We start from the raw sequence: 11,899 nt of genomic DNA on the forward strand, positions 1-11,899 counted from the left end.
ACACCAGGTTCGTACGCACAAGGACGACCGACCGAGACTGGGGACAGGTGTCATGACCATCAGCCGCAGGGGACTGCTCGCCACCGGCGCCGCCTTCGGGCTGCTCACCGCGTGCGGCTCGAACACGGGCCGCGACGAAGGGGACGGGTCGGGCAAGGGGCCCGAACTGTCGCAGTGGTACCACCAGTACGGGGAGCAAGGCACCGAACAAGCGGTGAAGAAGTACGCCGCCGCCTACAAGAAGGCGCGGGTCAGTGTTCAGTGGCGGCCCGGCAACTACGACCAGCAGACCGCCGCCGCGCTGCTCACCGCCTCGGGCCCCGACGTCTTCGAGGTCAACGGGCCCTCCCTGGACCAGATCCAGGGCAAGCAGGTCGCGGACCTCACCGAACTCTTCGACGGCGTCAAGGACGACTTCAACCCGGCCGTGCTCGCCCCCAAGACCCACGACGGCAGGATCTGGGGCATCCCGCAGGTCATCGACATGCAGATGCTCTTCTACCGCAAGAGCATGCTCGACGACGCCGGGGTGCGGCCCCCGCAGACCCTCGACGAACTGGTCGACGCCGCCGCCGAGTTGACCGACAAGAAGGTCAAGGGGCTCTTCCTCGGCAACGACGCCGGCGCCGGAGTCCTCGGCGGCACCCCGCTCTACGCCGCCGGCCTCTCCCTGGTCACCGAGGACGGCAAGGTCGGCTTCGACGACCCCGCCGCCGCCCGCGCCCTCGGCAAGCTGCACCGCCTCTACGCGGACAAGTCCCTGTTGCTCGGCGCGCCCGCCGACTGGTCGGACCCGTCGGCGTTCACACAGGGGCTCACGGCCATGCAGTGGTCGGGGCTCTGGGCGCTGCCCGCCGTGCGGAAGGCGCTGGGCGACGACTTCGGAGTGCTGCCGTTCCCGAAGGACGGCGCGGACGGCGCCCCCTCCGTGCCGGTCGGCGCCTACGCGGCGGCCGTATCGACCCGCAGCAAGCACCAGCAGGCCGGCAAGGACTTCCTCAAGTGGCTCTGGATCGACCGCACCGACTACCAGGAGGACTTCGCTCTCGGTTACGGCTTCCACATCCCCGCCCGCATCTCCCTCGCGAAGAAGGCCGACAAGCTCAAGGACGGGGCCGCGGCCGACGCCGTCCGCTTCACCACCGACCACGGCTACGCCCAGCCGCTCCTGTGGACCCCGGCCTCCCAGACCGCCTACCAGGACGCCCTCAACCGCATCATCAAGGACGGCGCGAACCCGGAGAGCGAGCTGAGGTCGGTCGTGCGGAAGGTCTCCGGGGAGCTGGCCCGTGTGAACGCCAAGTGAGCGCCGCGCAGTCGCGGTCCGCGAAGCGGGTCGCCCGTGACCGGGCGTGGTGGTTCTGGGTCTTCGTCGGCCCGTTCGTCCTGGGCCTCGGCCTGTTCACGTACGTCCCGCTCGGCTGGAGCGTCTGGCTGAGCTTCTTCGACGCCCACAACACGGTCACCCCGGACGACTTCGTCGGCCTCGACAACTACACGGCGCTCCTGCGCGACGAGGCGTTCCGCAGCAGCCTGTGGACGTTCTGCGTCTTCACCCTCTTCATCGTGCCGACGACGTACGCCGCCTCGCTCGCCCTCGCCCTCATGGTGAACCGGCTGAGGCGCGCGCAGGCGTTCTTCCGCTCGGTCTTCTTCCTCCCGGCGGCGTGCAGCTACGTCGTCGCCGCGCTGATCTGGAAGATGTCGATCTTCAACGGCGTACGCTTCGGGCTCGCCAACACCCTGCTCGGGTACGCCGGCGCGGACTCCGTCGCCTGGCTCTCCACCACCGACCCGCCCTGGTACTGGCTGGTCATCGTCACCGTACGGCTGTGGCTGCAGGCCGGGTTCTACATGATCCTCTTCCTGGCGGGCCTGCAACGCATCAGCCCGACGCTCTACGAGGCCGCCGCCGTCGACGGGGCCCGGCCGGGCTGGCAGGTCTTCCGGCACATCACGTTCCCGCAGCTCCGGGCCACGTCCGTGGCGGTCGTGCTGCTCCTCGTCATCAACGCCTTCCAGGCGTTCGACGAGTTCTACAACCTGCTCTCCGACGCCCGCGGCTATCCGCCCTACGCGCGCCCGCCGCTCGTCTACCTCTACTACACGGCTCTCGGCCAGGGCCAGAACCTCGGGCTCGGCAGCGCGGGCGCCGTGCTGCTCGCGCTGATCATCGCGGTGGTCACGATCGGGCAGGCCCGCTGGTTCGGGCTCGGCAGGAAGGAGGCGGACTGATGCCACCGGTCCGCAAGGCCCCGCTCGAACAAGGCGACGCCCTGGTGCGCGCGGGCCGCGCCCTGCGCCTCGTCCTCCTCATCGCCCTCGCGGTGCTCTTCCTCGTCCCCTTCTACCTGCTTCTGCGCAACGGCCTCGCCACCGAGCAGGACATCACCTCGCCCGACTGGACGTTCTTCCCCTCCGACGTGCAGTGGGGCAATCTGCGCGAGCTGTTCGACGACACCTCGGTCCCCTTCACGCGCTCCCTGCTCAACTCCGCGCTGATCGCCGTCGCGACGACCCTCGGCACGCTGCTGCTGGCCTCGCTCGCGGGCTACGGTCTCGCCCGCATCCCGTACCGCCACGCGAACAAGGTCTTCTACGCGATCCTGGGCACCCTCATGGTCCCGGCGGCCGTGACGTTCGTACCGACGTTCGTCCTGGTGTCGTCGCTCGGCTGGGTCTCCACCTTGCGCGGGCTCATCGTCCCGACCTTGTTCTCCGCGTTCGCCTGCTTCGTCTTCCGCCAGTACTTCCTCGGCTTCCCCGCGGAGCTGGAGGACGCGGCCCGCGTCGACGGGCTCGGGCACTGGCGCACGTACTGGCTGGTGGTGGTCCCGAACGCCCGGCCCGTCTTCGCGGCCGTCGGCACGATCGTCTTCATCGGCGCCTGGAACGCGTTCCTGTGGCCGCTCGTCATCGGCCAGGACCGCGACGCGTGGACGGTGCAGGTCGCCCTGTCGTCGTTCACCACCTCCCAAGTGGTGCGGCTGCACGAGCTGTTCATCGCGGCGGCGGTGTCGATCGTGCCGCTGCTGGTGGTGTTCCTGCTGTTCCAGCGGTGGATCGTGGCGGGGGTGGAACGCTCGGGCATCGACTGACGCGGCGGGGGCAGCCGACCCGCGATGCGCGAAGTTGATTCAAACATCCATTGACGCGTCAACTCCGAGCAAATAGCGTGCGGGTGATCCGGCCTGCCCCACCCCGGGGCTCCGCCTTCTCCGGCATGAAAGGCTGAGCACGCGTGACCGACACCCGCGACCTGCGCCTCGGCGTCATCGGCCTCGGCCAGCGCGCCACCCTCGCCCGCGAGGCCCACCACCCCGGCGAGGGCTCCACCGTGGTCGCCGTCGCCGACACCGCGCCCGCCATGTTCGACCGGGCCCGCACCTGGTTCGGCGGGGACGTCCGCCCTTACGCGGACCACCGGGAGATGCTCGCCGCCGAGGACCTCGACGCCGTCTTCGTCATCACCCCCGACCACACCCACGAGGAACTCGCCGTCGACCTCTTGCGGGCCGGCGTCGCCGTCTTCCTGGAGAAGCCGCTCGCCATCACCACCGAGGGCTGCGACCGGGTCCTCAAGGCGGCGCGCGAGGGCGGCGCCCGGCTGTACGTCGGCCACAACATGCGCCACATGCCGGTGGTCCGCGTCATGCGCGACCTCATCCAGCGGGGTGAGATCGGCGACGTCAAAGCCGTTTGGTGCCGCCACTTCGTCGGCCACGGCGGCGACTTCTACTTCAAGGACTGGCACGCCGACCGCCGCAACACCACGAGCCTGCTCCTGCAGAAGGGCGCCCACGACCTCGACGTCATCCACTGGCTGGCCGGCGCCTACACCGAGCGGGTCAGCGCGCTCGGCGGCCTCACCGTCTACGGCGACATCACCGACCGCTCGGGCCAGGCGCCCGGCGCGGTCATGCCGGACTGGTACGACCCCGAGCACAACTGGCCGCCGCTCTCCCTGACCGGACTCAACCCCGTCGTCGACGTCGAGGACCTGTCGATGATGGTGATGCGGCTCGAAGGCGGCGTGCACGCCAGCTACCAGCAGTGCCACTACACGCCCGACTACTGGCGCAATTACACCGTCATCGGCACCGAGGGTCGCCTGGAGAACTTCGGCGACCTCGACGAGAGCGCCGAGGTACGGGTCTGGAAGCGGCGCGGCGGCTACCGCGCCGACGCCGATCTCGTCGTCCCCATGCCGGCGCCCGGCGACGGCGGGCACGGCGGCTCCGACCCCCGGCTCGTCGCCGAGTTCCTGCGCTTCGTCCGCGACGGCGGCGCGACCGACACCAGCCCGGTCGCCGCCCGCGAGGCCGTCGCGGCGGGCGTCGCGGCGACCGAGTCCCTGCGCGCCGACGGCCGTCCCGTCACCGTCGCCCGCGTCGATCCGGAGCTCGCGCGATGGTTCGAAAACGGCCAGCGGTGACACGGCCCGTTTAGCGGCGGGGCCGACGGATAGTCGGGTGGAGTCGCGGGACAGGACGCACGGTGCGGCCGCGCACCGCCTGCCCGAGAGCGACCCGAGGACGGAGGGAAGCACTATGACCGAGAACATCTGGAACTACCCGGCCAGTGCTGGTCACACTCCGAACGCCGACCTGACGGGGTACAAGGTCGAGGCCACCGACGGCCACATCGGCAAGGTGGACAAGCACTCCAACGACGTCGGATCGCAGTACATCGTCGTCGACACCGGCCCGTGGATCTTCGGCAAGGAGGTCCTGCTGCCCGCCGGCACCATCACGGGCATCGACGCCGAGGCGAAGACGATCCAGGTGGCGCGCACCAAGGACGAGATCAAGCACGCGCCCGAGTTCGACAAGGAGAAGCACCTGGGCGACGCCGGGTACCACGAGCAGCTCGGCTCGTACTACGGCTCCACCGGCGTCACCCGCACCCCCGGGACCCCGGGCACACCCGGTGTCTCCGACACCCCCGGCACCCCGCGCACCCCGGGCGGGGGCACGTCGGCGACCGGCCGCCCCACCATCTGACGGCCGGACACATGTGAGCACCAGGCCCACGGGCCGGGCCGCCCAGCGCGGCCCGGCCCTCACCTGTGAGCACCCGGCGCCGCGCCCCGTGGAGCCGCAGGTGGGAAAGCGGACACTTCGGGGAACACGTCCGGGCATGCCCAAGGACCATACGAAAGCCCCCTTCCTGGAAGCCGTCGACGCCTACCGCAAGGCGGAGATGCTGGCGTTCACCCCGCCCGGCCACAAACAGGCGCGCGGCGCCGACCCGGAGGCCCGCAGGATCCTGGGTGACGGCGTCTTCCTCGGCGACCTGCTCGCCTCCGGCGGCCTCGACGACCGGCGCCAGCGCGGCCAGTACCTGAAGGACGCCGAGGACCTGATGGCGGACGCGGTGCACGCGACGCACACCTTCTTCACCACCTGCGGCAGCTCGCTGTCGGTCAAGGCCGCGATGCTGGCGGTGGCGGGCCCGCACGAGAAGCTCCTGATCGGCCGGGACGCCCACAAGTCCGTGGTGTCCGCGCTGATTTTGTCCGGCATCGTGCCGGTGTGGGTCGAGCCGCGCTGGGACGCCGAGCGCCACCTGGCCCACCCGCCGTCCCCCGCCGACTTCGAGGCCGCCCTGGAGGCGAACCCCGAGGCCAGGGGAGCGCTGGTCACGAGCCCGACCCCGTACGGCGCCACCGCGGATCTCCAGGCGATCGCGGACGTCCTGCACCGCCGGGGCAAGCCGCTCATCGTCGACGAGGCGTGGGGCGCGCACCTGCCGTTCCACCCCGACCTGCCGTCGTGGGCGATGGACGCGGGCGCCGACGTCTGCGTCACCAGCATCCACAAGATGGGCAGCGGCCTCGAACAGGGCTCCGTCTTCCACTTGCAGGGCGACCTCGTCGCGCCCGACGTCCTGAAGAACCGCGCCGACCTGTGGGGCACGACCAGCCCGTCGGTCCTCATCTTCGCGGGCTTGGACGCCTGGCGCCGCCAGATGGCGCTGCGCGGCCGCGAACTGCTGACCCACGCGCTCGAACTCGCCGCCGAGGTGCGCGCGGAGATCGAGACGATCGACGGCATGCACGTCAACGACCGCTCCGACTTCTGCGGCCCCGGCCTCGCCGACGACTTCGACCCGCTGCCCGTCGTCATCGACCTCTCGAACCCCGCCCTCTCCGGCTACCGCGCGGCGGACTGGCTCCGCGAGCACAAGGACATCAACGTCCACCTCGCCGACCACCGCCGCATCAACGTCCAGCTCACCTACGCGGACAGCCACGAGACGACCCGCCCGCTCGTCTCCGCGCTGCGGGACCTCGCCGAGGCGGCGCGCGACTGGGACCCGGCTCCCGAGGTGCGGCTCCCGGACCCGGATGAGCTGCGCATGGAGCAGGCGTGTCTGCCCCGGGACGCGTTCTTCTCCCGTACCGAGGACGTGCCGGTCGAGAAGGCCGCGGGGCGCGTCGCGGCGGAGATGGTGACCCCGTATCCGCCCGGCATCCCCGCGATCCTGCCGGGGGAGCGGCTGACCGAGCCGGTCCTCGCCTATCTGGCCACCGGCGTCGAGGCCGGGATGAACCTGCCGGACGCCGCCGACCCGGAGTTCCGCACCGTGCGGGTGGTCGCGGACGAGGAGCCCGGACAGACGGGTTGACGCTGACGCCGGGTGCCGCGCCGGCTGCCGCCACCGAGGCGGAGGTGACGGCCGCCGGCGCGAAGGTGACGGCAGCCGGGGCGCCTACTTGTCGTGCTTGCCGCCCGGCAGCATCTCCTGCACCTTCGCCTTGAACCCCTGCTTCACCACGTCCGCGGTGTCCGGGTCACCCTTGAGGATCGCCGTCGCCGCCGCCTCGATCTGGTCCAGGCTCGCGTGCGGCGGGATCGGCGGCACCGCCGGGTCGGTGCGGAAGTCGAGCACGAACGGCCGGTCGGAGGCGAGCGCCTGCCGCCACGCGCCCTCCACCTCGTCCGGCTTCTCCACCCGTACGCCGTTCAGGCCGATGGAGCGGGCGAAGTCCGCGTACGCGACGTCCGGCAGCGCCTGCGAGGGCAGGAATTGCGGCGCCCCGGACATGGCGCGCATCTCCCACGTCACCTGGTTGAGGTCCTGGTTGTTGAGGACGGCGACGACGAGCCGCGGGTCGCGCCACTCCTTCCAGTACTTCGCGGCTGTGATCAGCTCGGCCATGCCGTTCATCTGCATCGCCCCGTCGCCGACGATCGCGATCGCGGGCCGGCCGGGATGCGCGAACTTCGCCCCGATCACATACGGCACACCCGGCCCCATCGTGGCGAGCGTGCCCGACAGGGAGCCGCGCATCGAGCCGCGAAGGCGCAGGTGGCGCGCGTACCAGTTGGCGGCGGAGCCGGAGTCCGCGGCGAGGATCACATCGTCCGGCAGGAGTGCGTCGAGGGCGTGCACCACGTACTCGGGGTTGATCGGATCGGCCTCCACGGCGGCGCGCCGCTCCATCACCTCCCACCAGCGCGCGACATCCTTCTCGATCTTCTTGCGCCACTTGCCATGGGACTTCTCGCGCAGATGCGGCAGCAGCCGGGACAAGGTCTTCCGCGCGTCACCGACGAGGTTCAGCTCGAAGGGGTAGCGCAACCCGATCATGTGCGGGTCGATGTCGATCTGCACGGCCCGCGCCTGCCCGAACTCCGGCAGGAACTGCGTGTACGGGAAGCTGGAGCCGATCACCAGGAGGGTGTCGCACTCCTGCATCAGCTCGTACGAGGGCCGGGTGCCGAGCAGTCCGATGGAACCGGTGACGTAGGGCAGGGTGTCGGGCAGCGCGTCCTTGCCGAGCAGTGCCTTCGCGACACCGGCGCCGAGCACGTCCGCGACCTGCTCGACCTCCGCGCGGGCGCCCCGCGCGCCCTGGCCGACGAGGATCGCGACCTTCTCGCCCGCGTTCAGGACCTCCGCCGCCTTCAGGAGGTCGTCGTCGGCGGGGACGGGCGCGTACGAGGACATGCCGAGGCTGGACGGGACCATCTTGAAGGCGTGCGTCGGCGGCGAGTAGTCCAGCTCCTGCACATCGGCCGGGACGATGATCGCGGTGACGGTGCGCCGCGCGTAGGCGGTGCGGAACGCGCGGTCGATGACGGCGGGCAACTGCTCGGGGACCGTCACCATCTCGCAGAAGTCGGAGGCCACGTCCTTGTAGAGGCTCAGCAGGTCGACCTCCTGCTGGTAGGAGCCGCCCATGGCGCTGCGGTTCGTCTGCCCGACGATGGCGACGACCGGCACGTGGTCCAGCTTGGCGTCGTACAGGCCGTTCAGGAGGTGGATCGCGCCGGGCCCCGAGGTCGCCGCGCAGACTCCGACCTTGCCGGAGAACTTCGCGTAGCCGACCGCCTCGAACGCGGCCATCTCCTCGTGGCGGGCCTGGACGAACTCGGGCATGTTGTCGGCGCGCCCCCACGCGGCGAGAAGGCCGTTGATGCCGTCGCCCGCGTAGGCGAAGACATGCTCGACCTCCCAGTCGCGCAGGCGCTCGAGAATGTGGTCGGAGACCTTCTTCGACACGGTGACTCCTTTCCTGGTCGTGTTCCTCGGCGACTTTTTTGCTGCGAGGGGATGCCGGATTCCGGGTGTCCGTCATCCGGGCCTCCATGCGCGGCCCTACAGCCGGGGCAGGATCTCGGACCGGTAGAAGTCGAAGAAACCCTGCTGGTCCGGGCCGATCTGGTTGACGTAGACCTCGTCGAACCCGGCGTCGGCGAACTCCTTCACCGCGCGGATGTGCGCCTCCGCGTCGTCCCCGCACACCACTGAGTCCGCGACCATCTCCTCGGTGACGAGCTGCGACGCCTGCTCGAAGTGGGCGGGTGTGGGCAGGACCTGCGGCAGCTCACCGGGAAGCTGCTCGTTGGGCCACAGCCGGTGCACGGTCTTCACGGCCTGCGCCCGGTCGGGGCCCCAGCACACCTTCAACCCGCCGATCACGGGGTTCTGGCCGCCGCCCGCGCGCCGGAACTGGCCGACCAGGTCCGCGTCCGGCGTCATCGTCACGAAGCCGTCGCCGATCCGGCCGGCGAGGGCGGCGGCCTGCGGGCCGAACCCGGAGACGTACAGGGGCGGCGGGTTGTCGGGCCGGGTGTAGAGCCGGGCGTTCTGCACGGTGTAGTGCGTGCCGTGATGCGTGACCTGCTCGCCCGTGAAGAGCCGGCGCATCACGTGCACCGCCTCCTCCAGCATCTCCATCCGCTGCGGCGCCTCCGGCCAGGCGTCGCCGAGGATGTGCTCGTTCAGGGCCTCGCCGGTGCCATGCCGAACCGGAAGTTGCCCTCGGTGAGCACCGCCGCCGTCGCCGCGGCCTGCGCGTTGATCGCCGGGTGCATCCGGACGGTCGGGCAGGTGACCAGCGTCGTCACCGGCAACGACGTCACCTGCGACAAGGCGCCGATCATCGACCAGACGAACGAGGCCTGCCCCTGCGCGTCGTTCCACGGATGAAAGTGGTCGGAGATCGCCAGCGCCCGGAACCCGGCCTGCTCGGCGGCGCGGGCCTGAGCGAGCAGCTCGGCGGGGGTGAACTCCTCGGAGGACAAAAAGTACCCGTACGTAGTCATGCGCGGCCTCCTGGAACTCTGCGCGTAAATCCTGACGGCCGGCCGAGTACCCGCGACGCCCCGAGCGGAACGAGATGCGGTGCCCGCCACTTCCGGGCACGCCCGAGGCAGCGGACGGAGGCCGGGCGGTGTGTCGGCCGAGCCCCTAGTGCGGGCCGGGCCAGGTGGCGCGTCGGCCCGTGTCCTTCGTGTGGTCGGGCCGGGTGGTGTGTCGGCCCGTGCTCTTTGTGCGGGTCAGGCCGGGTGACGCGTCCACTCGGCCCCCTCATGCGGGTCAAGCCGGGCGGCGCAACCGCCCGTGCTCTTAGTGCGGTCAAGCCGAGCGCCGCGTCCGCTTTGCCGGGGTCGACTTCTTCGCGGGCTCCTTGGCCGTCTTCTTCGCCGACGGCGTCTTCTTCGAGGCTGTCGTCTTCTTGGCGGCCGCCTTCTTCTTCGGCATTTCGTGGATCGTCGCCTGCGACGTGCCCCCGGTGCCGCGTGAGCTCTTGGCCTGCTGTACCGACTGCTCCAGGGCGGCCATGAGGTCCAGGACGCGGCCCGACGCGGGTTCCTCCGGCTCGGCGGCGGGGAGTTGTTTGCCGTCCGCCTTGGCGTGGATGACCTCCTCCAGCGCCGCCGTGTACCGGTCGGAGGCCCACTCGGCCTCCTCCAGGGGCTCGTCGCGGGTCATGGAGTCGATGAGCAGCAGCGCCTCCTCGACCTCGGCGCCGGTGATGTCGACCTGGGCCGGGGCCAGCTCCTCGGGGGAGCGGACCTCGTCGGGCCATTTCAGGGCGTGCAGGGCGATCACGGACTCCTTGACGCGGAGCAGCCCGAGCCGCTCCCGGCCGTGCCAGGCGAACTTGGCGATGGCGGCCTTGGCGTTGCGCTCCAGGGCCTTGCGGAGCAGCACGTACGGCTTCGTGGCGGCCTGCCCACCCGCCTCCAGGTAGTACCCCTCACCGATCTGGATCGGGTCGATGGACTCGTACGGCACGAAGGCGACGATCTCGATCGCCTTCGCGGTCGGCAGCGGCAGTTCGCGCAGCTCCTCGTCGGAGACGGCGACGACCTGCCCCGGGGCGATCTCGTACCCCTTGCCGATCTCGTCCTGGGTGACCTCGCGGTCCTCAAGCTCGCACACCTTGCGGCTGCGGACCCGTCCCATGTCGTCCAGGTGGTACTGGTGGAACCGGATGCTGTGGTCCTCGGTGGCGGTCATCACCCGGATCGGGATGGTGACGAGCCCGAACGAGATGGCACCGGTCCACACGGGGCGGGGCATGACGAACCTCCCTGGTCGGCCCCGAGAACGCCAGTGTAGGACGGGGCAGGGGATTCGGCCGGGCCGGAGGAGGCCCCCGGGACTCTCCGCATGCGGCCCGGACCCGCCGCGCGTAGCGTGATCAGTGCCCGCTGTTTGTCCCCCGGGACGACGGGCAGGCGGTGTGAGTGCTTGAGACCACAGGCGCGTCCGCGGGGAGCGGTACACCCGGATGCAGCCGGTCTCTGCTTCTCGCGTTCCTTCCTTCGTAAGCGTTGAGGAGCGAGTTCTCCATGGCCATTCGGCATGCGCACGACGATGCGCCCGACACGGACCACACCTTCGCCCTGATGGCCGAGAGCCCGGCGGGGCGTGAGCACGACATGCTGTTCGCGGAGCTGGTCGAGGCCTGGCTGCCGATGGCGAACCGCCTCGCCAGGAGGTTCCGCAACAAGGGCGAGAACATGCAGGACCTGGAGCAGGTCGCCGCGATGGGCCTCGTCAAGGCGGTCGAGCGCTACGACCTCGGGCGCGGCGCCTTCGAGTCCTACGCGGTCCCCACGATCACCGGCGAACTGCGCCGCCACTTCCGCGACCACACCTGGGACGTACGGGTGCCCCGCCGCGTGCAGGACCTGCGCAACAAGGTCCGTGTCGCGCGCCGCGAACTCCTGGACGCCCCCGGGCGCGAGGGCGAGCCGAGCGTCGAGGAGATCGCCGGTCACACGGGCTTGACCTGCGACGACGTACGGGACGGCCTGGAGGCGCTGGAGAGCTACAGCGCACTGTCCCTGGACGCGGAGACGGGTGTGTCGGACGACGGGTTCAGCCTGGCCGACACGCTCGGCGAGGCCGACGCGGGCTACGACCTCGTCGCCGACCGCGAAGCGGCCAAGGAGGGCCTGCGCGACCTGCCCGAGCGGGAACGCACCATCCTGTACCTCCGCTTCTTCGAGGACATGACGCAGGCCCGGATCGCCGAGGTGGTCGGCATCTCCCAGATGCACGTCTCCCGCCTCATCAGCCGGAGCTGCGCCACGGTCCGCGAGCACGCGGCCCGCACCGCCCGGCACGAGCAGGCCGCCTGACCGACGGAGAG

8 protein-coding genes and 2 pseudogenes are annotated in these 11,899 nt (G+C 70.7%); 7 read left to right on the top strand and 3 right to left on the bottom strand.

Annotation, left to right across the window (positions count from 1 at the left end; translation table 11 throughout):
* Nucleotides 1-52: 52 nt before the first annotated feature.
* The 6 genes and pseudogenes from ABZ877_RS35575 (at nt 53) to ABZ877_RS35600 (ending at nt 6,630) form a co-directional block, all read left to right on the top strand.
* The gene (locus tag ABZ877_RS35575) at nt 53-1,306 is read left to right on the top strand and encodes a sugar ABC transporter substrate-binding protein (protein WP_361079984.1); all 1,254 of its coding nucleotides are present in this window, start codon (nt 53-55) and stop codon (nt 1,304-1,306) included.
* Nucleotides 1,303-2,235: a sugar ABC transporter permease gene (locus ABZ877_RS35580; protein WP_361079986.1), complete on the top strand. Its 933-nt coding sequence runs from the start codon at nt 1,303-1,305 to the stop codon at nt 2,233-2,235. The genes ABZ877_RS35575 and ABZ877_RS35580 overlap by 4 nt, the downstream gene beginning before the upstream one ends.
* Nucleotides 2,235-3,098 (top strand): carbohydrate ABC transporter permease, encoded by an 864-nt coding sequence (locus ABZ877_RS35585; protein WP_361079988.1) that lies wholly within the window; start codon nt 2,235-2,237, stop codon nt 3,096-3,098. Before ABZ877_RS35580 ends, ABZ877_RS35585 begins: the two co-directional genes overlap by 1 nt.
* A gap of 143 nt (nt 3,099-3,241) precedes the next feature.
* Complete coding sequence (locus ABZ877_RS35590; protein ID WP_361079990.1) at nt 3,242-4,435, top strand: Gfo/Idh/MocA family oxidoreductase; 1,194 nt, start codon at nt 3,242-3,244, stop codon at nt 4,433-4,435.
* 115 nt (nt 4,436-4,550) lie between these two features.
* Nucleotides 4,551-4,886: pseudogene (locus ABZ877_RS35595) on the top strand (PRC-barrel domain-containing protein); the annotation flags it as partial.
* 253 nt (nt 4,887-5,139) lie between these two features.
* Complete coding sequence (locus tag ABZ877_RS35600; RefSeq protein WP_361079992.1) at nt 5,140-6,630, top strand: ornithine decarboxylase; 1,491 nt, start codon at nt 5,140-5,142, stop codon at nt 6,628-6,630.
* Between the two features lie 84 nt (nt 6,631-6,714).
* On the opposite strand, the gene ABZ877_RS35605 is transcribed toward ABZ877_RS35600, so the two are convergent.
* The 3 genes and pseudogenes from ABZ877_RS35605 to ABZ877_RS35615 form a co-directional block, all read right to left on the bottom strand.
* Complete coding sequence (locus tag ABZ877_RS35605) at nt 6,715-8,511, bottom strand: thiamine pyrophosphate-requiring protein (protein ID WP_361079994.1); 1,797 nt, start codon at nt 8,509-8,511, stop codon at nt 6,715-6,717.
* 96 nt (nt 8,512-8,607) lie between these two features.
* Nucleotides 8,608-9,557 (bottom strand): annotated as a pseudogene (locus ABZ877_RS35610) (TIGR03557 family F420-dependent LLM class oxidoreductase).
* A 313-nt stretch (nt 9,558-9,870) separates the two neighbouring features.
* Nucleotides 9,871-10,821: a Ku protein gene (locus tag ABZ877_RS35615; RefSeq protein WP_361079995.1), complete on the bottom strand. Its 951-nt coding sequence runs from the start codon at nt 10,819-10,821 to the stop codon at nt 9,871-9,873.
* Between the two features lie 272 nt (nt 10,822-11,093).
* On the opposite strand from ABZ877_RS35615, the gene ABZ877_RS35620 reads away from it, so the two are divergent.
* Entirely contained in the window at nt 11,094-11,888 is a 795-nt protein-coding gene (locus ABZ877_RS35620; RefSeq protein ID WP_361079997.1) for a SigB/SigF/SigG family RNA polymerase sigma factor, read from the top strand.
* Nucleotides 11,889-11,899 lie beyond the last annotated feature (11 nt).

The organism is Streptomyces sp. NPDC046939 (assembly GCF_040644575.1).
Classification (GTDB): Bacteria; Actinomycetota; Actinomycetes; order Streptomycetales; family Streptomycetaceae; genus Streptomyces.